The sequence below is a fragment of the Rhodobacter sp. NTK016B genome, assembly GCF_017303295.1.
Lineage (GTDB): Bacteria > Pseudomonadota > Alphaproteobacteria > Rhodobacterales > Rhodobacteraceae > Pararhodobacter.
The window spans coordinates 262,048-281,624 of the sequence record NZ_JAFKOK010000003.1 but is presented as its reverse complement, the minus strand read 5'-3'; the positions used below and the strand labels follow the sequence as shown (position 1 = coordinate 281,624).

Genomic DNA, 19,577 nt, shown 5'->3' with positions numbered 1-19,577 from the left:
CATCTTTGTTCCGCAAATATCCTCGGGGGTGAATTGGCCGCAGGCCAAGAGGGGGCAGACAGCCCCCTCCCCTTCAAAGCCTCACGCGGCCTTCGTCGCGCCCAGTTGCTGGATCGCGGTAAAGCCCTCAAAGCGCGGCGCGCCTTCGTGCAGCTTCAGCCCGTCCTTGCCCGCACGGGCATGGGCGTCGCGGAATTGCTGCGACCGGGTCCAGGCGCGGAAATGCTCTTCGCTTTCCCAGACCGTGTGCGAGGCATAGAGGATCTTGCCGTCCTCTTCCGGGCCTTTGAGCATGTGGAATTCGACAAATCCCTCGAGTTCATTCAGACGGCTGTCGCGGCCCAGCCACATCCCCTCGAAAGCGGCGGCATTCTCGGCGGGGACGGTGAAGCGGTTCATCGCGAGATACATGAGCGATCCTTTCAGGAAGCGACCGGAAACCCCGGTCGGGGAACGGGCTGGCGGGATGGCTGGCGCGTCACCCTAGCCGCCGCGCGCGCCTGCGTCAAAGGGGCGCCGCCCGGCGCAACGGGGTGGGCGGGCGGGCGTTGTGCCGGGCGGCGCCCCGTTTACGGGTAGACCGCCGCCTCGTACAAGGCGCGCGCCCGTTCGGTCATCGTGCCGGGCTTGCCGTCTCCGATCACCCTGCCGTCGATCCGGCAGACCGGCGTCACGCCACCCAGCGTGCCGGTGACAAAGGCCTCATTCGCCGAATACACTTGCGCCAGCGTGAAATCGCATTCCCGCACGGTCACGCCCGCTTCGCGGCAGGCCCTGATGACCGCGCCCTGCGTGATCCCCTTGAAGGAATAGGCCGAGGTCGAGGTCCAGATCTCGTCCCCCCGCACGATGAAAAAATTGGTCGAGTTGCACGACGCCACGAAACCCCGCGGGTCGAGCATCAGCGCCTCGTCGGCGCCCGCATTGATCGCCTGAATCAGCGCCTGGATCAGGTTCAGCCGCGAATGCGAATTGAGCCGCAGGTCGAAGACATCGGGCTGCGAGGTGCGGAAGGTCGAGGTGAACAGCGTCATGCCCTTGGTCTTCGCCTCGGGGCGCGGCGTCTTGTACTCGGCGGTGATGACAACGGTCGGCCCGCCCAGAATGAAGCGCGGATCCTGATTGGCGGTCGATTTGACGCCGCGCGTCACCATCAGCCGCAGATGCGCGCCGTCTTCCATCCCGTTGGCGGCGATCACCGCGTCGATCGCGGCGTTGATGCCGTCGCGGCCCTGCGGGATCTCCAGCGCGATCGAACAGGCGCCCTCGAACAGCCGGTCGAGATGCGCCTCGCGTTGCAGCACCGTTCCGCGCACCAGCCGCAGACCTTCCCAGACGCCGTCGCCAAAGCCGAAGCCCGCATCGAAGACGCTGACCATGGCCTGCGCCTTGGGCACCAGATCGCCATTGACCCAGACCAGCACGTCCTCGTTGCGGGGATCGGGCTGGTAGCCCTGTGCGGAGTTCTGGGCAGAGTTCTGCGCGGAATTCTGGGGGATCATGGCGGGCCTCTCGTCGCTTATGCGGCGATCCGACAGGCCCGGGACCGGGATGTCAATCCAGCGAATAGCCCGCGCCGCGCACGGTGCGGATCGGGTCTTCGCCGCCCTTGGCCATCAGCGCCTTGCGAAGCCGGCCGATATGCACGTCGACGGTGCGGGTATCGACATAGATGTCGCGCCCCCAGACCCGGTCGAGCAAGGCCTCGCGCGTCCAGACACGGCCCGGTTTCTCCATCAGCGCCGACAACAGCCGGAACTCGGTCGGGCCCAGATGCAACTCGCTGCCCGAACGGTGGACGCGGTGCGCTTCGGGGTCGAGCGTCAGATCGCCCACTTCCAGCACCTGCCCCGCCCGCGCGGGACGCACGCGGCGCAGGTTGGCGCGCACCCGCGCCAGAAGCTCGTTCACCGAATAGGGCTTGGTGATGTAATCGTCGGCCCCGGTTTCCAGCCCGCGCACGCGGTCGGTTTCATCCGAGCGCGCCGAGACCATGATGATCGCCGCATCCGAGCCGCCCTTCTGCGCCTTGAGCTGGCGGCAGACCTCGATCCCCGAGACGCGCGGCAGCATCCAGTCGAGCAGGATGACGTCGGGCGCCTCCTCGCTGACCAGAAGCAGCGCTTCTTCCCCGTCCGACGCGGTGGCGACGCGAAAACCGGCGGCTTCCAGATTGTACGACAGCAGCGCGCGTTGCGCGGGCTCGTCATCGACGACAAGCACGAGGGGCGTATCGGTGCGACCCATGAACATCACTCGGGCTTCATGTCGATGGTGGCGGTGCTGTCGCCCTTGGGACGGTCGCCCACGCGCTCGCCGGTGGCGAGGAAAATCACCTGCTCGGCCCCGCCGGTGACCAGATCGCCCATCCGTTCGACATTCTTGGCGATGAAAGTGTAATGCAGGCAGGCCGAGATGTTGCGCGGGTCTTCCATCATGTGGGTGATGAATTCGCGAAACAGCGCGTTGGTCATGTGATCGACCTCGACATCGCGGTGGATCACATCCTGCGCCAGATCGACATCGAGCCGGGCAAAGGCGTCGAGCATATCCTTGAGCATCTGCCCCACCTGCCGCGCCTGACGGCGGATGGACGAGCCCGCGCCCTCGATCTGCGGCCCGGCGGACAGCACGGAGACGCGCTTGGCCATGTTCTTGGCGTAATCGCCCAGCCGCTCCAGATCGGCAGCCATCTTCATCACCGCGATCACCGCGCGCAGGTCGCCCGCCTGCGGCTGGCGCAAGGCGAGAAGACGCACGACATTCTGGTCGATTTCCTCTTCCAACCGGTCGACGGCGTGATCGCCCTCGACCACGTTTTGCGCGAGATCCTCGTCGCGCTCTTCCAGGGCCTTGGCCGAGAGGGTGATCGCCTCTTCGACGCGGCCGCCCATCGCAAGCATCAGCTCGCGGATCTGTTCGAGGTCTTGGTCGAAGGTAGAATCGATGTGAACGCGGGTCATGGCAGGTCTCGTTGTTTCTCGGGCACCATAGCGGCGCATTGTGACACTTCGTTGACGCCGGAGGCGGCGCGCGGGTTTCAAAGGGCCGTCATCAGCCCAGCGGCAGCGTGACGGAAAAGGTCGAGCCCTCGCCCCGCGTCGAGCGGATGGCGAAACGGCCCCGGTGGCGGTTGACGATATGCTTGACGATGGCAAGGCCCAGCCCGGTCCCCCCCATCGCGCGCGAGCGGTGGCCGTCGACGCGATAGAACCGCTCGGTCAGGCGCGGCAGGTGAATGGCGTCGATCCCGTCGCCGAAATCGCGCACATCAACCTTGATGACCGGCCCGGTAAAACCCGGCATCTGTTCGATGAGCCGCATCACCACTTCGACGTGCCCGCCCGAACCGCCGTATTTCAGCGCGTTCTCGACGAGGTTGCGGAAAACCTGCACCAATTGATCGCGGTCGCCGGCGATGGTCGGGGCGTCGGGCAGATCGGTGAAATCGACGCGCACTCCGGCATCTTCGAATTGCGGACGCAGCGCGGCTAGCGTGGCGCGCAGCACTTCACTCATCGACACGCGGTCGCGCGGTCGCACGCGTTCTTCGCCCTCGACCCGGCTGAGTGACAAGAGATCGCTGACCAGCCGAGTCATGCGCTGCGCCTCGCGCTCCATGATGTCGAGAAAATTCCCTGTCGCGACAGGATCTTCGCGCGCCGGCCCCTTGAGCGTTTCAATGAAGCCCGCCAGCACGGTCAGCGGCGAGCGCATCTCGTGGCTGACATTGGCGACGAAATCGCGCCGCTGCTGCTCGGCCTCTTCGACATGGCTGATATCGCGCAGCGTGACCAGCACGCCGGGATGCACGCCCTCGGCCACGATCGGCGCGGCTTGTACACGCAGCACCGTGTCGCGGGTGGGCGAGGTCTGGATCATCCGCGCCTCCAGCGGCACAGCCGGAACGCCGGGCTGCGACAGCGCCGACAACGCCTTTTCCAGCGCCGCCGCCGGTTCGGGCTGACGGATATAGCTGAAGGCCAGCGCGCCGGTCAGCGGGGCCGAGAACAGTTCGCGCGCCGCCGGGTTGGCCAGCAGGATGCGCCGCTCCGGCCCCACAAGGATCGCGGGGTCGGAAAGCGCGTCAAGAAGGGCGCCGCAAGAGGCGAGGTCGGCGGTCATGTCTGGACTTTGAGCGGGGCTTTGAGTGGGCCTTGGCGGCGTGAATAGAGGTAGATCGGGGGTCTGTTCTGGACTTGCTTGGTGGCTTCTCGCAGGCCTTTGTAACAGAACGATGACGGTCGCGTCAGACGTGTATCACCCCCGACGCGCTTTCCCGGCCCCCTATCCGTCACAGGCCGTCGAGATCGAGCACCAGCGCCGCGTGATCGCTGGCGCGGGGCCTGAGCGCGCCCACATCCTCAAGCCGGGGCTGGCGGCCCCCGGCCTCGCGGCTCAGCCCCGCCCGGATCGCGCGCGGCACCGCGCCGGGCCAGCGCGCGGCCAGAGCGGGCGAGGCGATCATCGCGTCCGGGCAACCCCGATGATGGTCGTCCTGCCACCATGTCCAGCGCTCGGCCTCGGGCATCCGCTCGGTCAGATCCACGCCGAACGGCGCCAGCAGCGGCGCCACCGCGCGCTCAGGGTCGCGCCTCGGATCGTTGAGATCGCCCAGCACCAGCCACAACGCGCCCGGGTCCGGATGCCGCGCCTCGATCACCCGGCGCACCGCCAGCGCCTCGACGCGGCGGCGCTGCCACGCGGCTTCGGGGTCGGGCCACGGCGCTTTCAGATGCACCACGTACAGGCTGAGCGCCCCCAGCCCCACCTCCAGCAGATCGCGGCTGAAGACCGGCAGATCGGCGCGGGCACCCGGCAGGCCCTGCAACCCCAGATCGCCGGGCAGAAGCCGCGCATCGCTACGTGCGGCGAAGGGTCGCCGCGCCATCGCCGCCAGATCGCGCCCGCCGCCGTCATTGCCCGACAGACAGGCACGGTACGGCCATGGCGTGGCCCCTGTCGCGCGCAGCAAATGGTCGTGGAAATAATCCAGCGTGTCGCGGTCGAAGACCTCCTGCAACGCGCAGAAATCGGCATCGGCCCGCGCCAGCACCTCTGCGGTCAGGCGCCGATCCGCGTAATCGAGCGGATCCGCCCCGTCCTCGCCGTCGCGCGCCCCGTCGAGCCGTTCGCGCCCGTCGGGACGGCGCAGGCGCAGGTTCTGGACGTTGAAGGTCAGAACCCGCATTCGGGCGTCAGCGGAACTTGGCGGCCAGCGCGCGCAGCCCGTTGGCCAGCACCAGAACGTCGATGCCCACCGCGCAGAACGTGACGCCCATATCGATCCATTCGCGCGCCTGCGCTTCGTTCGAAGTCAGGATACCGGGGGCCTTGCCCGCCGCACGGATACGCCGGATCGCATCGGCAATCGCGCTTTGCACCTCGGGCGCGCCGGGATTGCCGCGAAAGCCCATATCCGCCGACAGATCGGCAGGGCCGATGAACACACCGTCGACGCCCTCGACCGAAAGAATATCGTCCAGCGCCGCCATGCCCGCCCGGTTTTCCACCTGCACCAGAAGACAGGTCTCGGCATCGGCCTTGTTGACGTAATCCGCCACACCCGAAAAATGCGAGGCCCGCGCCAAGGCCGCGCCGACACCGCGCACCCCATCCGGCGGATAGCGCATGGCGCGAACGAGTTCGGCCGCCTGCGCGCCCGATTCCACCATCGGCACCAGCACGGTCTGCGCGCCGATATCGAGCACCTGCTTGATGATCCATGTCTCGCCGATCGGCACCCGAACCACCGGATGCGAGGCCGAGCGGCCCAGCGCCGCAAGCTGTTCGCGCATCGAGCGGATGTCGTTGGGCGCGTGCTCGCCGTCGATCAGCAGCCAGTCGAACCCCGCCTCGCCCGCGATTTCGGCGGCATAGCCATCCGCCAGCCCGACCCAGCAGCCGATCTGCGTCTCGCCCGCGGCCAAAGCTGCCTTGAACGCGTTTCTCTCGATCTCCACGATCTTCCCTTTCACTTTGTCGCAAATACTCCGGGGGTTTGGGGGCAGCGCCCCCAACCGTGCCGCAAGCGCCTCAGCCTGCCAGTTCCTTCAACACGTCCCCCGCAAGGCGCACATCCTTCTCGGTACAGGCGAAACTGCCGACCGTGAAGCGCATGACGATCCGTCCCTGCGTGCGTCCCTGCGTGACATAGATCCTCCCGTCCTCGTTCACGCGGTTGACGAAGGCGATCATGTCCTCGTCCGACGCCCCTTTCAGCGCCAGCGTGAACAGCGCCAGCACGGGCTCGGTGACGATCTCGAAACGCGGATCAGCGCGCAGGGTTTCGGCAAGATCGCCGGACCAGCGCACATGGTCGCGCATCACCGCGCGCAGCCCGTCCAGCCCGTAGGCCCTGAGCACGAACCACAGCTTCAGCGCACGGAACCGACGGCCCAGCGGCACCGACCATTCCGAGTAATTGACGATGCCGTCCTTGCCATGGGTCTTCAGGTATTCGGGCTGGATCGCCAGTGTCTTTGTCAGCGCGGCCGGATCCTTCAGGTAATGGGCCGAAAAGTCGAACTGTACGCCCATCCATTTATGCGGGTTCAGCACCAGCGAATCCGCCTGCTCGATCCCGGCCCAGAGATTGCGGAATTCGGGGCACAGCATCGCCGCCCCGGCCCAGGCGGCATCGACATGGGAATACAGCCCCTCATCCCGCGCGATGGTCAGCACCTCGGTCAGCCTGTCGCAGGCGCCGGTTCCGGTGCCCCCCGTGCAGGCCACTATTCCGGCGGGCACGTATCCTGCCGCCCGGTCGCTGGCGATCTGTGCCCTCAGGGCATCGGGGTCCATCGCCCTGAGCGGCCCCTGCGTCGGGATCCGCACGAGGTTCTCGGCCCCGATCCCCGCGACCCAGATCGCGCGGTCGACCGAGGTATGAACCTCGCTCGAGGCATAGATCCGCAGCCGGGGCTGTCCGCTCAGGCCCTTCGCGTTCCCGGCCCAGTCGAGCGCGCGCTCGCGCATCGTCAGCACCGCCGCCAGCGTCGCGGACGAGGCGCTGTCCTGAATGACACCGTGAAACCCTTCGGGCAGGCCCAGCCCCTGCCGCAGCCAGTCGAGCATCAGCGTCTCGATCTCGGTCCCGGCGGGAGAGGTCTGCCAGAGCATGCATTGCTGCGCCATGATCGAGGCCGCGAAATCGGCGAGCATCGACGCGGGCGTCGCGTTCGAGGGGAAATAGGCAAAGAAGCGCGGATGCTGCCAATGGGTCAGCCCCGGCACGACCTTTTCATCGAGTTCCGACAGGATCCCATCCAGCCCCTGCCCCGTTTCGGGCGGCGCCTTGGGGAATTGCGCGGCGATGGCACCGGGGGTTAGCGGCGCGCGGACCGGACGGTCGGGTAGCGAGCGGTGATACGCGGCCCCCCAGGCGGCGATATCGGCACCGAGGCGGGCGAATTCCTCCCAGTCCATCACGGGTTTCTCGGTCATCGTGGTGCCTCCCTCAGCCGTTTGCCCGGACAGAAACAGAAAATACTGAACAAAGCAAGCAAATCACCCCAGCGCCGTCGCGTCGATCTGCACCGGCAATCCCCGCGCCATCAGATGCGCGAGCGGCGCGGGCGTCAACAGTATCACGGGACCTTTCAGCATGAGCGCGGGCTGATAGCCGTCGAAGGACCAGCGCGCCCAGCCCGCCGGTGTTCGCAGCACCGGCCCGCCCGCGTCGCGGATCATCGCGCCGGGCGGCACCTGCGCCGGGTCCATAGGCGCAAGCACCCTGCCCCTGCCATCCCACCGTGCCTTGTGCAGGGCCGCGTCGATGGCGTCGGCCCGCATGTCGCCGAAGCTGTTGGCCCACAGCGCGCGGAACCGCTTCCAGTCGGCATGGCGGCATTCGGCGCAGGGGCGATGACCGGCGGCATAGGCGGTGGCCTCGTCAAGAAAGAACAGCGCGGTGTAGCGCCCTTCGGGCATCGGCGCGCGCCACCGTCCCCGGAACTCGGTCACGCAGGTGATCCAGCGGAGGCCCCGGTGGTGATGGCGGATCTGTTCCGCCCCATCATGCAGGCAACCGCGATTGCCCATCCAGCCCATGCGCTGCGGCACAGCGTGAAGCTGACCCTCGGGATCGACGCGGTTCTGGCGCATGGATCACACCTTTCTGACCGTTCTGACGCGGATCGGCTGCACGCGTGCTTGATTTCGTCCCCGTCCGGGGCAATGTCGTCTTCTGTCGAATCGGCGCGAAAGCTGAGCCATGATGACGCGCATCCTGCGTCTTTTCCTGTTTGTGGCCGTTGGGGGCCTGTTGCGCGCCTTCAGGCGTCGGGGCGGGATGCTGGCCGTTGCGTTTCTGGCCGGGCTGCTTGCCTTCGGCCCCGTGGCACAGGCGCTGGTGCAGGACGAAGGCGCCGAGCGCGTTCTGGTCCTGATTGAGCCGCGCACGGCCGAGGCGCTGGCCAGCGACCGCACCGTGCCGCTTCCCCCCTTATCCGATCTTGGTACCGATGCAGCACTTCCCGCCCTGCCGCGCCTGACGGTCCCGCCGGTCGCGTCGGGCAAGGTGCTCTGGCGCGTTGTGACGCGTCCCTCGGGCTTTGCGCCCCTCACCCGTCCGCATCCGCGCGGCCCGCCGGAGCTGATCGTCGCCCCCGTCTGACATTTTCGACAAAGCGAGGATCCCATGTTCCGTTATCCCACCCTGACCCTGTTTCTGGCAGCAATCGCGGCCTTCATGATCTATGCCGTGACCACGCTGGTCCTGCACCCCGTCTGACCGCGCCCCACGCTACGGCAGCCGCGCGACAGCGGGCAGCCGGGCGCGCAACGTGTCGACCCCTGCCGTGACCTCGGGCCTCAGCTCTCCGGGGCGCGGCGGGTCGGTCAGCGTGTCGAACCAATGGCGCGGCGGGTTCCGGCCCGCCGCCCGGCCCGGCCATACCAGCGCGTCGAGGATCTCCTGCGCCTCAGCCGGCAGCCGGTCGGGGATGGCCTGCCCCGCGATCTCACCCCAGATCCGCGTCCAGCAGCGCGCGACCGACCACGGGTTATAGCCGCCACCGCCGGTGACGATCAGCCGCTCGGTCATGCGCCTGAGCGCGCGCAGCACCGCGACATGGGCGTTGTTCGACAGCGCGAGACGGCTGAGCGGGTCTTCGGTCACCGCATCGGCGCCGCATTGCAGAACGATCGCCTCGGGCGCGAATGCCTCGAGCGCGGGCAGGATCAGACGCTCGCGCACATGATCCATCTCGGTATCGTTGAAATCGCGCGGCACGGGCAGGTTCAGGCAATTGCCCCCGCCCTCATCCTGCAGCGCCCCGGTGAACGGCCAACGCGCGGCCTCGTGCACCGAGATCAGCATCACGCCCGACGCCCCCGCCAGCCCCGCCTGCACACCGTCGCAATGATGCGCGTCGATATCGACATAGGCCACGCGTTTCAGACCCAGCCGCCGCAGATGCAGGATCGTCAGCACCGGATCGTTGAGATAGCAAAATCCCCCCGCACGGTCGGCCATGGCGTGATGCGTGCCCGCCCCCGGGACATGCGCCACCCCGCCATGGCGCACCCGTTCGGCAGCCAGCAGCGCGCCCCCGGCGCTGGTGGCGGGGCGTTTGAACATCAGCGGATGGATCGGGTTGGACAACGTGCCCAGGCCATGGCGTTCGCGCTCGGCCTCCGACACGTCACCCGTGGCCTCCGCCCGCTGAAGCACCTCGAGATAAGCGGGGCTGTGGAACGCCGACAAAGCCGGAGCGCGGGCGCGGGGCGAGGTGATGAACCGCTCACGCGGCAACCAGCTCAGCGCGCGGGCAAGATCCATCACCGTCGAGACACGCGGAATCGACAGCGGATGATGGCGGGCGAAAGGTGTGGCGCGGTAGATCTCGGAGCCGATGAAAACCGGCGGGACCGCACCCGATATGACCGGGCGCACGAGGTCGGGTTGTTCGGGGTCGGGTTGTTCGGGGTCGTCGCGCATGGGTCCGGACCGGTTTCAAGAGGGTGCGCAAAGGCTAACGCAGCACGGCCGGGAACGCGACTGCAGGGGCGCGCAAATTTCTCGCGACTTTTTTTGCCCGTTCTGAAACTCGGCGCGAAATCCTTACGTACCTGAGGGCAGAGGCGCTCGAAAGCGTCATCACTGAACAGGAGAGTTTTATGAAAAGCCTTGTCGCGATTGCCGCTACTGCCACCGTTCTTGCCGCCCCCGTGCTGGCCGACGATCACATGATGCCGATGGTCGAAGCCTCGGATCAGAGCGTCGCCAACGGCGTGGTCAGCGCCGAGCGCATCGTCGCGCCGGCGAATGGCTGGATGGTCGTTCACCGCACCGATGCCGACATGGCTCCGGGTCCGGTCGTCGGCTATGCCCCGATCCGCGAAGGCGAAACCGCCGATGTTGCCGCGATCCTGACCGAAGCGGTCGAACCGGGCGACATGCTGATGCTGATGGTTCACGGTGAAGACGGCGGCATGTCCACCGGGATCTTCGAATACACGCTGGGCGCGTCCGAGGATGGCCCCGTGCGTCTGGACGGTAACCTCGTCATGACGGTGATTACCGCTCAGTAATGTTTCTCTGCAACTCTGGTTGTTGAGTAACGAGTACCACGCCCCGGCGCCCGACAGGGCCCCGGGGCATTTCGCTGTCGCATCCGGCGCCGCCCAGTGAAATGCTTAGGCCCGCTTCAGCGCCCAGGGAACAGCCCGGCATTGCCGACAAATCCCAGCCCCAGCGTATCTACAGCATCGCGCCCGCCATCGGGCCGCACACCGATCCGCTCAAGCGCGTCGTTGAGAGCGCCCGCGCCCTTGCGCACCGCCATCGTCCGCACCCGGCCATGATAGACTGTGGCCGCCTGTGCCCCCTGCCAGCCCGTCTCATCCGTCTGGATCAGCGCGAAACGGTCGAGGCCCAGCTCATCGGCAAGCCGCAAGGTCAGCGCGCAATCGGGCGCCATGTCAGAAAACGGCCGGTCATCGAGTTTCAGCCGCGTGCAAAGCGCTTCGATCCGGGCCGGGTCGAGCGGCACGATCACGAATTCCCCCGTTTCGATCAGCGAGAGGTCCAGCACCTGCGCGGCAACGGGGTTGGCAGGCCGTCGCGCGACGATGGCACAGTGCGTCTTGGTGGCAAGGCCCGAGACCGGTCGGGGCGACGCGACGGGCTGAGGCGCGGAGAGGGTCTGAGGCATGGGCATCCGGCTCCGTCATTTGATCATATAAGAATGCTGCATTGCGGCACGCCTCCGTCAAGCGCCGAGGCCGCAACCCCGCCCCTTTGCCGCGAAAATCCGCGTGATCGCTGAAGAAATGCGCAATTCCCGGCCCATTCATGCCGCTGCGTCACACGGGGCCCGGCCCGGTTGACTCGCTTAGACCGCCGGTCTAAATGCAGGGAAGAACTTAGACCACTGGTCTACGGAGCCCCCGATGTCCTCGTCTTCTCCCTCGGCGCGCGCGCGCTTTCTCGATCTCGATCCGCAGGAGCGGGCGCTGTGGCTGGACCCGGCTGAGGGCGAATTCACAACCCACGGGTTCGAGGGCGCGTCGCTCAACCGCATCATCGCGGCGGCGGGTGAGAGCAAGGGGCGGACCTATCACTACTTCTCGAACAAGGGCGCGTTGTTTCGCGCCACGCTCGAGCGGCGGCTTGCGCCTCTGGCCGATCTGATGCCGACCGTCGACGACCTTACCACGAGCGATGCCCGGGCATTCTGGCAGACCCTCGCCGGTTTGTGCCTTCGCCTGACCGAGTGTTTTCAGCAAGACACCCGCCTCGCCGCGCTGATCCGCACGCTGCACCGCGAAATCGCCGCGCAAGAGGCCGTCGCCGCGCCGCTCAATGCGTTCCGAGCGCAGATTGGCGCGGCGCTGCAGGCGGGCCAGACCATCGGCGCGGTGCGCGACGACCTGCCGTTATCCATGCTGAGCGATGTGGCGCTGGACCTACTTATCTCGATCGACCGCTGGTTTGCCCACCACGCTGCCGCCCTGTCTGAGGGCGAAGAGGCTGCGCTGTCGCGACGCGCCTTCTCGCTTCTCATGACGCCGCTGCTTCCCCCCTCGCAAACACAAGGCCCTTTGTCATGACCCTGCCCCGCGCCATTGCTGCTTTTGTTCTCCTGAGCGCCCTGAACCTTGCCCTGATGGTGCCGGGCGGCATCGTTGAGACGCGCAGCTTTCCCGATTATTCCGTCACCGTGCTCGCGGCTTTCAACGTCTTCCTGACCGTTCTGGGGCTGGGCAGCCTGATCCTTGGCTACCGCATCCTGCGCAGCGGACAGGCGGGCGCGATGCCGCTCTTTGCCGGTATCGGCTATGTCGCGGTTTACGGTCTGGATCTCGCCGAGATCTTCCCGGTCTCTGCCGCGCCGATGTCTCTGGCGTTGTTCACCATGGAATGGATCGGAACCGTTCTGGGCGCTGCGCTGATCGCGCTGTCGGTGACCCATCTCTCCCGTGGGGGCAGCAGCGCGGCGGATCGCCCCGCGCTCTCGGCGCCGACGATCGGCGCGCTCGTGGTCCTGACGCTGGGTATTGTCGTCTTTGCGACATGGTCGGCGATGTAATCCCGCCCCACCGGGCTGAGGGCCCTTGCCGATATCGGCCGACTGGTCCACGACGTCAACGCGGCGAACAGGAGAGCGCGAATGACACAAACCCGGCAATCCCCTTCTGGTAGCCGTCTTGAAGGTCTCGATCTGGCCCGCTTCGTGGCCTTCGTCGGGATGGTGATCGTCAACTTCAAGATTGCCATGGGCGCCGAAAGCGGCGACGGGGTCCTTGGCGCGCTGACCTCGGCGCTTGAGGGCCGCGCCGCCGCCACCTTCGTCGTCCTCGCGGGGATCGGGCTTGGCCTGTCGGGGCTGAGGGGAAACGACCGCACCCTTTCTGTCACCATCCGGCGAGCGCTGTTCCTGCTTGTGATCGGCTTGCTGAACATGACGATCTTCGACGCCGACATCCTGCATTATTACGCGTTCTATTTCCTGTTCGGCGCCTTGCTGCTGCCGCTCGGATCGCGGGGGCTGTTCGGGATCGTGCTGGCCCTGAACCTCGCCTTCACGGTGATGATCCTGACGCTGAATTACGACACGGGCTGGAACTGGGAAGCCTATACCTATTCCGGGTTCTGGACGCCCGCCGGCTTCGTGCGAAATCTGTTCTTCAATGGCTGGCACCCCGTCATCCCGTGGCTGGGTTTCCTTCTGTTCGGCATCTTGCTCAGCCGAATTTCGCTGGCCGAGCGTGTGACGCAGCGGAAGCTGATCCTTGGCGGCGCGATTGCCCTGGCCGTGGCCGAAGGCATCAGTGCCGTGCTGATCGCGCAGCTGGCCCCCATTGACCCCGAACTCGTGGCGCTCGCGACGACCGGCCCGGTGCCGCCGATGCCGCTTTACACCCTCGCCGGTCTGGGCGCGGCATGCCTTGTCGTGGGCCTCTGTCTGCGGTTCTCGGATAGTCTGGCTAGCGTGGGAGTGTTGGGTCTCTTGGTTCCGGCCGGGCGGCAGACCCTGACGCTTTACATCGCGCATGTTCTGGTGGGGATGGGGACGCTGGAAGCGCTGGACATGCTGGGCGGACAAACCATCGCCCAAGCGGTCGGTGCCGCCCTTCTGTTCTGCCTTGCCGCGACGCTCTATGCGCTGATCTGGGCACGCTGGTTCAAACGCGGACCGATAGAGGCGTTGATGCGGAAACTGGCGGGATAACGCACGCCGCCATCATCCGTAATGCGCGATGTTACTGCCGCCGTTTCCGATTGACCCCAAGGGAATAAGCCGTAGGGTCAGCCACTTGAAAATCCCAAAGAAAATCGCACGGTCGAGCTATGGATCTCTACGATAGCCGCGCAGGCATCAGTGCCTTCCTGTTCAAGAAATGCCCGCCGGAAGCCGTGGATCTTGCATTCGTCCTGTGCAGCCCCTCTGTCAGCAGCCTTCAGCCGGCCCTTGCGCTCTACAAGGCCGGCCTGACCCGGCGCATCCTGATTTCGGGTGGCGGCACGGCAGTGGACGGATCGCCGGAATGGGCGTTCTACCGCGAACATGCGCTTGCCGCGGGCATCCCGGAAAGCGCCTTGCTGCTTGAAAAAGACGCACGCAACACCGCCGAAAACGCCGCTTTCGGCGCCGCCCTGATCGAGCGCGACCTGGGTTGGGACAAGGTGCGCAGTCTTGCTATCTGCGCCAAGCCTTTCCATATGCGCCGCGCGATCATGACCGTGCGCCGCCACGTTCCCGCCGATACGCGTCTGATTGCGCAGCCCCCAAACGATCCCGGCGATCTGTCTGCCGACACATGGTGGCAAAGCGCGAAAGGGCGTCAGCGCGTCTTCGCCGAACTGGGCAAAATCGGGGATTATGCGCTCAAGGGCGATCTGGGCGATGTCTGATCCCGAAAGGCTGCACCTGATCGGTATCGGCGGAAGCGGTATGCTGCCTCTGGCGCTGCTGCTCAGGCAGGCGGGCCACATGGTCACCGGCAGCGACAATCATTGCGCGCCCGCGCGTCTGGCCCTGCTGGAAGCGCAAGGGATCGCGGTGCAATCCGTGCCGGACCCGGCGCTTGTGCGGGCCGCAGATTGCATCGTCGTCAGCCCCGCCATCCCCGAGAGCCATGTGGAAAAGCGCGCGGCGCGGCGGGCGGGCCTTCCCGTCAAGACCCGCGCGCAGATGCTGGCCGAACTGATCGCCGGGCGTCTCAATCTCTGCGTAGCGGGCAGTCACGGCAAATCGACGACCACGGCGATGCTTGTGCATATCCTCAGCGCTGCCGGTCAGCCCGATTTCGGCTACATGCTGGGCGCGTCCTTCGCCGATTCCGAGCGTCCCCCGGCGCGGTGGGGCGCGCCCACGGCCCCCTTCGTGACCGAAGCCTGCGAGGCTCATGGTGCGCTTGCCCAATGGCAGCCATCGCACGCGATCCTGACCAATCTCGATGACGATCACGCGGACCACTATGGTGGCCAAGACGGGTTGCGGAGCGCCTTCGCCGCGTTCCTGTCGCGCGTCCCGTCGGATGGGACAATCGTCGCCTGTGGCGATGAGCGACGCGTGACCGAGGCTCTGCGCGCCGCTAAGTGCAAAGTGCTGACCTATGGCTTTGGCGAAGCGAATTCCCTGCGGGCCCTGCCGGACGCCAAGGGAAACGCCACCGTCTTTCTGGACGGCGAGGAACTGGGCACCCTGTCGCTCGCCCTTCCCGGACGCCACAACCTGCTCAATGCGCTTGGAGCCCTTGGCATGGCGCTGACGCTGGGAATCAGCGTCCAGAGCGCCGTCAGCGCGCTCGCAGACTTCCACGGGGTCGCGCGGCGGCTGCAGCGCATCCCGTCTGACAGCGGACTAGGGATCTATGACGATTTCGCCCATCACCCGGCAGAGATCGCGGCCTCTATCGCTGTTCTACGCGAGGCGACCAAGGGGCGCGTGATCGCGATCCTAGAACCTCAGCTTCACAGCCGGGTCACGCGCATGGCCCCACGCTTTGCGCAGGCCTTGGCCGGCGCGGACCACAGCTTCATCCTGCCGGTGGCCGCCCTTGGCGAGGCGCCTCAGGGGCAAAGCGGCGATGCCGCGCTGGCCGAGGCGTGTAGGGCTGCGGGACTGGTCTGCACCGCTGTGTCAGACGGGTCGGAATTGCTGCGGCGTTTGCGGGCGAGCCTACAAGACGGCGACACGCTTGTCGTCATGGCGGGCGCCAGCGGCGCGGGTCTCGCCCAACGACTTGCCGATGCGCTGTCGCGCCCGCCTGTGCAGACGCTCATTCCAAGCCTGCTCCATGGGGAAAAGCACCCGACGCCCCCCGATCTGCTGACCCTCGTGGCCGGGCACGCGGCCCGACAGCCGACGGCGCCCGCGGTCGCGATGGGGCATCGCTGCCTGAGCTACGCGGATCTGGTCGCGCGGACCGGCGACCTTGCCAAGGCGCTGACAGCCTCCGGAGTGAAACCCGGTGACAGCGTCGGCGTCTGCCTTGGCCGGACGGTGGATCGGGTCACCGCTTTTTTGGCCATTCTGCAGATCGGCGGTGTTTTCGTGCCACTCGACCCGGCCCTGCCGGATGGGCGGCTGCGCTACATGATCGAAACCGCAGAGGTGCGGACGATCATCGTGAACGCCGCAAGCCCCGCCTTGCCGGATATCGGCCTGCGCTTCGTCAATTGCGGCCAATTGCCCGAGCGTGACGAAACCGCCGAGGTCAGCTTCAACCCCGTTCCGGTTTCGGCTGAGACGCTCGCCTACATGATCTTCACCTCAGGCACGACCGGGCGGCCCAAGGCGGTCGAAGTCCCGCGCGGCGCGCTGGCCAATTACGCGGTCGCAGCAACCCGGCATTTCGGGATCGACGCCCGTGCAAGGGTCTCGCAACTCAGCGGTTTCGGCTTCGATGTGTCGGTGGGCGACATGGCCATGGCGCTGGCTGCGGGGGCGTGCCTTTTGTACCCCACGGATTTGCAGGCGATCCCTGGCCCGCCCGTTGGCCGCTTCATCACGCAGGGGCGGCTGACGCATCTGTCGCTGACGCCCTCGGCCCTGTCGATCATTCCACCGGCCGAGCATCCCGGCCTTACCCATGTGATCGTCGCGGGCGAAGCCTGCCCGCCCGCGCTGGTCGAGCGCTGGGGAAACGGCCGGTGTTTCATCAACGCCTATGGGCCGACAGAAGCCACGATCGAAGCGCTGTTCGCGGTCTGCACCCCGGGCAATCCGGTCACGATCGGGCGGCCTATCGACAATATGGGCGCCTGCCTGCTGAACGAGGACCTCACCCTCGTTGCCCCGGGCCACGAGGGCGAGCTTTGTCTCTTCGGCCCCGGCCTGACTAACGGCTATCGCAACCGGCCCAAAATGACGCGGCAGCAATTCCCGGTGGTTGATATCCCCGGACAAGGCCCGACGCGGCTGTATCGCACCGGAGACCGGGCAAAGGCGGGGCCCGACGGCGCGCTGATCTATCTGGGGCGCATGGACAGTCAGCTGAAAGTCAACGGCTACCGGATCGAGCCGGGCGAGGTCGAGGCGGCCTTGTGCAACCTGCCCTGCGTGATCGACGCGGCGGTGTCGTTGTTGTCTGCGCCCGATGCCGCGGATCGGCTGATCGCGCATCTGGTGATGCTGCCCGGCGCGCCCTCGCCCGATCCGGTGGCCCTGCGAGAGCGGCTTCAGACGCAACTGCCGTCGTATATGGTGCCCTCGGTCTTCCTGCCGGTGCCCGAGATCCCGCGCAATGCCAGCGGCAAGCGCGACCGAAGCGCGCTGCCGATGCCGCCGCAACTGACGCAGCCCGCGAAAGCCCGCACCATCGGCACCGCGACCGAGGCTCGGCTCATTGCGCTGATCGAGGAACAGCTTGGCGCCCATGTGGTATCCGGCACCCGCGACAGCCTGCACGATGCCGGTCTCGACTCGCTGTCGATGGCGAACCTTCTCTTCGCGGTCGAGGATGCCTTTGGCATCACGCTCGATGTCGGGTTCGAAGCGGGTCTGGATACCATCGAGATCCTTGGCCTGATGGTGGATTCGCGCCTCAAGGCCCCCCATGCGCCTGTCTCGTCCGGCCTCGACGACGACCTTCGGGCCAAGATCGCACCCCACCTCGCCACATGGCCCGGCAGAGCGTTGGGCAAGGTGGGGCTGGTACGCAGTCTGAGCGACACGCAACCGCTGCCCCAGCTTTTCTGGTGCTTTCAGAACGGCACCGAGCTGTCGCGGCTGAGCGACAGCCTGCGTGACAAGGCTTCGGTCTTCGGGCTGCGCTCGGGGCATCTGGCCGTAGAATACAATCCCGACACGCTCTCGGCGCTGGGCCGTCTCTATGCCGACGAGGTGACAGCCATCGCGCCCACCGGCCCGGTCTTCCTCGGGGGGAATTGCCAGGGGGGTCTTGTGATGCGCGAGGCCGGTCTGGAATTGCTGCGCCGAGGCCGCGAGGTTCCGCTCACGATCCTGATGGAGCAGGGCCGCTTCTTTCACTATCCGGGCGAAACGCTGCTGGTTTTCGGCGCGCGCAGCTATCTCAACCCCTATGGTCAGCTCGATGCCCCGGAACAGCTGTTCCGCGCCGCCTATCCTGCGGGCCATCATGTCGAGATCATCCCCGGCGCCCACGGGCATTACTTCCGGCCCGAGAATATCGACACCCTCGCCGCGACGCTGCTGCGCCATATGGATCGCCATCGCGCCCGCCTGCCGGATCACGCCCCGCTTGCACCAGTCCATGACCGCGCGGAACCGGGCTGACGGTGGCCGTGTCTTTCACTACGGCCCTGCAGCGCCTGAGCAAGGTCACGTTCCGCGCGCCCGGCGGACTGCGCACGCGCGCACGTACGCTCTGGCGTGGCGCGCGCGCCTTGTTCGGCTTCGGGCTTGCGACGCTCACCTACCCCGTCGCGTGGTTCGGCCTGTTTCGCCCGCGAGACGCGCTGGCAGACGCGGTGGCAGAGCTGCTTGTCATCGGGTTTTACGGCGCAACGGCCCGCTCGCCCTCGGCCCGGCTGCTGGCCCGGCAGGTCAGGCGCGGTCAGGTCGGCGGGGTGTTCTTCGTCGCGCAGAATGTCGGTGCGATTGACGAGCTGACCGGGCTGATGCGCCTGTTTCGCGACGACCGCCTCCAGACGCTGATCGCCATCGACCATGAAGGCGGCAAGGTTCAGCGCCTGAAAAAGCTAAGCGGCCTCACGAAACTGCCCGCCGCCCAAATAGTCGCAGAGCGCTTGTCGCCACCCGAGGCGCAGCGGCTTTACGCCAAAGCGGGACAGGATCTTGCCGCACTTGGCTTCAACGTTAATCTCGGCCCTGTTCTGGATATCCACGATCCCGACAACCCGGTGATCGGCAAACCCAAACGCGCCTACGGCACCGACCCGGACTGTATCGCCGCCTATGCGGCGGCCTTTGTCAGCGGTTTCGCCAGCGCGGGCATCCTGTGTTCCGCCAAGCATTTTCCCGGCCATGGCCGCTCGGTCAGCGACAGCCATCACGGGGTCGCGGACATTTCCGCGCATTGGACCGAGGCCGAGCTGGCCCCCTTCGCGCGCCTGTTCGCCTCGGCTCATCCCCCCGCAATGGTCATGATGGGCCATCTGCGCCTCGACCGTCTGTCCACTCACGGACGGCCCGCCACCCTCTCGGCCCCCATCGTGACGGGGCTTCTGCGCGGGACACTCGGTTACGCGGGCGTCGTGATCACGGACGATATCGACATGGATGCGATCCGTCACCAAATGGGCCGGCGATGCGCCGTCGTGCGGGCCCTCGCCGCCGGAAATGACCTGATCATGATCAAGAACCTTTTCGGCTACGACACCCTGCTCCCCCAACGCGCCGTCCGCTGGGTACGCAAGGCCATCAATCAGGGCACCCTGACCGAAACACAGATCATGGCCGCTGCCGCGCGCGTCAGAGCAATGCGCATTCAGATGTCCGCCAAGGCTGCCGGGTGCGAAAACCTCCCCGGTGACGCCCACCGCTGAAACGGAAAACCACCGACTGCAATGCAGCCGGTGGTTTTCCGTCTTGGAGCGGTTAGGTCACCGCAGAGAAGCCCTGTGGCGTTGCATGCGGCATTACCTATCGAAATCTCAAAAATCGTTTCTTTTCAATGCC

The 19,577-nt window shown here is 66.5% G+C and carries 19 protein-coding genes; 8 read left to right on the top strand and 11 right to left on the bottom strand.

The window, feature by feature from the left end; genetic code table 11:
• Positions 1-81: 81 nt before the first annotated feature.
• The 9 genes from JI664_RS05735 to JI664_RS05695 all read right to left on the bottom strand — a co-directional run bounded on the left by JI664_RS05735 (position 82) and on the right by JI664_RS05695 (position 8,106).
• Entirely contained in the window at positions 82-411 is a 330-nt protein-coding gene (locus tag JI664_RS05735) for an antibiotic biosynthesis monooxygenase family protein (RefSeq protein WP_207012762.1), read from the bottom strand.
• A gap of 158 nt (positions 412-569) precedes the next feature.
• The gene (locus tag JI664_RS05730; RefSeq protein ID WP_207012761.1) at positions 570-1,502 is read right to left on the bottom strand and encodes an aminotransferase class IV; all 933 of its coding nucleotides are present in this window, start codon (positions 1,500-1,502) and stop codon (positions 570-572) included.
• 52 nt (positions 1,503-1,554) lie between these two features.
• Complete coding sequence (gene phoB, locus JI664_RS05725) at positions 1,555-2,247, bottom strand: phosphate regulon transcriptional regulator PhoB (RefSeq protein ID WP_207012760.1); 693 nt, start codon at positions 2,245-2,247, stop codon at positions 1,555-1,557.
• Positions 2,248-2,252: 5 nt separating this feature from the next.
• On the bottom strand, positions 2,253-2,963 hold the full coding sequence (phoU, locus tag JI664_RS05720) for a phosphate signaling complex protein PhoU (protein WP_207012759.1): 711 nt from the start codon (positions 2,961-2,963) through the stop codon (positions 2,253-2,255).
• A gap of 91 nt (positions 2,964-3,054) precedes the next feature.
• Complete coding sequence (locus JI664_RS05715; RefSeq protein WP_207012758.1) at positions 3,055-4,125, bottom strand: sensor histidine kinase; 1,071 nt, start codon at positions 4,123-4,125, stop codon at positions 3,055-3,057.
• Positions 4,126-4,294: 169 nt separating this feature from the next.
• Positions 4,295-5,191, bottom strand: a complete 897-nt coding sequence (locus tag JI664_RS05710; protein WP_207012757.1) for an endonuclease/exonuclease/phosphatase family protein — start codon at positions 5,189-5,191, stop codon at positions 4,295-4,297.
• Between the two features lie 7 nt (positions 5,192-5,198).
• Complete coding sequence (hpaI, locus tag JI664_RS05705) at positions 5,199-5,963, bottom strand: 4-hydroxy-2-oxoheptanedioate aldolase (RefSeq protein WP_207012756.1); 765 nt, start codon at positions 5,961-5,963, stop codon at positions 5,199-5,201.
• A 73-nt stretch (positions 5,964-6,036) separates the two neighbouring features.
• Positions 6,037-7,428, bottom strand: a complete 1,392-nt coding sequence (locus JI664_RS05700; protein ID WP_207012850.1) for a pyridoxal phosphate-dependent decarboxylase family protein — start codon at positions 7,426-7,428, stop codon at positions 6,037-6,039.
• Between the two features lie 81 nt (positions 7,429-7,509).
• A complete protein-coding gene (locus JI664_RS05695) occupies positions 7,510-8,106 on the bottom strand; it encodes a hypothetical protein (RefSeq protein WP_207012755.1) in 597 nt (198 codons plus the stop codon).
• A gap of 109 nt (positions 8,107-8,215) precedes the next feature.
• On the opposite strand from JI664_RS05695, the gene JI664_RS05690 reads away from it, so the two are divergent.
• Positions 8,216-8,617, top strand: a complete 402-nt coding sequence (locus JI664_RS05690; protein WP_207012754.1) for a hypothetical protein — start codon at positions 8,216-8,218, stop codon at positions 8,615-8,617.
• Between the two features lie 129 nt (positions 8,618-8,746).
• Here the strand turns inward: JI664_RS05690 and JI664_RS05685 are convergent, their stop codons facing one another.
• On the bottom strand, positions 8,747-9,943 hold the full coding sequence (locus JI664_RS05685) for an acetoin utilization protein AcuC (RefSeq protein ID WP_207012753.1): 1,197 nt from the start codon (positions 9,941-9,943) through the stop codon (positions 8,747-8,749).
• Positions 9,944-10,122: 179 nt separating this feature from the next.
• Here JI664_RS05685 and JI664_RS05680 point away from each other — a divergent pair, with 179 nt between their 5' ends.
• A complete protein-coding gene (locus tag JI664_RS05680) occupies positions 10,123-10,536 on the top strand; it encodes a DUF7282 domain-containing protein (protein WP_207012752.1) in 414 nt (137 codons plus the stop codon).
• Positions 10,537-10,652: 116 nt separating this feature from the next.
• On the opposite strand, the gene JI664_RS05675 is transcribed toward JI664_RS05680, so the two are convergent.
• Entirely contained in the window at positions 10,653-11,159 is a 507-nt protein-coding gene (locus JI664_RS05675) for a hypothetical protein (protein ID WP_207012751.1), read from the bottom strand.
• A gap of 238 nt (positions 11,160-11,397) precedes the next feature.
• On the opposite strand from JI664_RS05675, the gene JI664_RS05670 reads away from it, so the two are divergent.
• From JI664_RS05670 to JI664_RS05645, 6 genes are all read left to right on the top strand, one after another.
• The gene (locus JI664_RS05670) at positions 11,398-12,057 is read left to right on the top strand and encodes a TetR/AcrR family transcriptional regulator (RefSeq protein WP_207012750.1); all 660 of its coding nucleotides are present in this window, start codon (positions 11,398-11,400) and stop codon (positions 12,055-12,057) included.
• A complete protein-coding gene (locus JI664_RS05665; protein ID WP_207012749.1) occupies positions 12,054-12,536 on the top strand; it encodes a hypothetical protein in 483 nt (160 codons plus the stop codon). The genes JI664_RS05670 and JI664_RS05665 overlap by 4 nt, the downstream gene beginning before the upstream one ends.
• An 81-nt stretch (positions 12,537-12,617) precedes the next feature.
• A complete protein-coding gene (locus tag JI664_RS05660) occupies positions 12,618-13,679 on the top strand; it encodes a DUF418 domain-containing protein (protein WP_207012748.1) in 1,062 nt (353 codons plus the stop codon).
• Between the two features lie 119 nt (positions 13,680-13,798).
• Positions 13,799-14,362 (top strand): YdcF family protein, encoded by a 564-nt coding sequence (locus JI664_RS05655; RefSeq protein ID WP_207012747.1) that lies wholly within the window; start codon positions 13,799-13,801, stop codon positions 14,360-14,362.
• Positions 14,355-18,212 carry an amino acid adenylation domain-containing protein gene (locus JI664_RS05650; protein WP_207012746.1) on the top strand — a complete coding sequence of 1,286 codons (3,858 nt, stop codon included), beginning with the start codon at positions 14,355-14,357 and terminating at the stop codon, positions 18,210-18,212. Before JI664_RS05655 ends, JI664_RS05650 begins: the two co-directional genes overlap by 8 nt.
• An 8-nt stretch (positions 18,213-18,220) precedes the next feature.
• Positions 18,221-19,444 carry a glycoside hydrolase family 3 N-terminal domain-containing protein gene (locus tag JI664_RS05645; protein WP_207012745.1) on the top strand — a complete coding sequence of 408 codons (1,224 nt, stop codon included), beginning with the start codon at positions 18,221-18,223 and terminating at the stop codon, positions 19,442-19,444.
• Positions 19,445-19,577: the final 133 nt, after the last annotated feature.

Coding starts and splice junctions, on each gene's coding strand:
- JI664_RS05660 (WP_207012748.1), top strand. CDS start 12,618: ATGACACAAACCCGGCAATCCCCTTCTGGTAGCCGTCTTGAAGGTCTC.
- JI664_RS05655 (WP_207012747.1), top strand. CDS start 13,799: ATGGATCTCTACGATAGCCGCGCAGGCATCAGTGCCTTCCTGTTCAAG.
- JI664_RS05735 (WP_207012762.1), bottom strand. CDS start 411: ATGTATCTCGCGATGAACCGCTTCACCGTCCCCGCCGAGAATGCCGCC.
- JI664_RS05670 (WP_207012750.1), top strand. CDS start 11,398: ATGTCCTCGTCTTCTCCCTCGGCGCGCGCGCGCTTTCTCGATCTCGAT.
- JI664_RS05710 (WP_207012757.1), bottom strand. CDS start 5,191: ATGCGGGTTCTGACCTTCAACGTCCAGAACCTGCGCCTGCGCCGTCCC.
- JI664_RS05690 (WP_207012754.1), top strand. CDS start 8,216: ATGATGACGCGCATCCTGCGTCTTTTCCTGTTTGTGGCCGTTGGGGGC.
- JI664_RS05700 (WP_207012850.1), bottom strand. CDS start 7,428: ATGGACTGGGAGGAATTCGCCCGCCTCGGTGCCGATATCGCCGCCTGG.
- JI664_RS05665 (WP_207012749.1), top strand. CDS start 12,054: ATGACCCTGCCCCGCGCCATTGCTGCTTTTGTTCTCCTGAGCGCCCTG.
- JI664_RS05695 (WP_207012755.1), bottom strand. CDS start 8,106: ATGCGCCAGAACCGCGTCGATCCCGAGGGTCAGCTTCACGCTGTGCCG.
- JI664_RS05675 (WP_207012751.1), bottom strand. CDS start 11,159: ATGCCTCAGACCCTCTCCGCGCCTCAGCCCGTCGCGTCGCCCCGACCG.
- JI664_RS05650 (WP_207012746.1), top strand. CDS start 14,355: ATGTCTGATCCCGAAAGGCTGCACCTGATCGGTATCGGCGGAAGCGGT.
- JI664_RS05680 (WP_207012752.1), top strand. CDS start 10,123: ATGAAAAGCCTTGTCGCGATTGCCGCTACTGCCACCGTTCTTGCCGCC.
- phoU (WP_207012759.1), bottom strand. CDS start 2,963: ATGACCCGCGTTCACATCGATTCTACCTTCGACCAAGACCTCGAACAG.
- phoB (WP_207012760.1), bottom strand. CDS start 2,247: ATGGGTCGCACCGATACGCCCCTCGTGCTTGTCGTCGATGACGAGCCC.
- JI664_RS05715 (WP_207012758.1), bottom strand. CDS start 4,125: ATGACCGCCGACCTCGCCTCTTGCGGCGCCCTTCTTGACGCGCTTTCC.
- JI664_RS05685 (WP_207012753.1), bottom strand. CDS start 9,943: ATGCGCGACGACCCCGAACAACCCGACCCCGAACAACCCGACCTCGTG.
- JI664_RS05730 (WP_207012761.1), bottom strand. CDS start 1,502: ATGATCCCCCAGAATTCCGCGCAGAACTCTGCCCAGAACTCCGCACAG.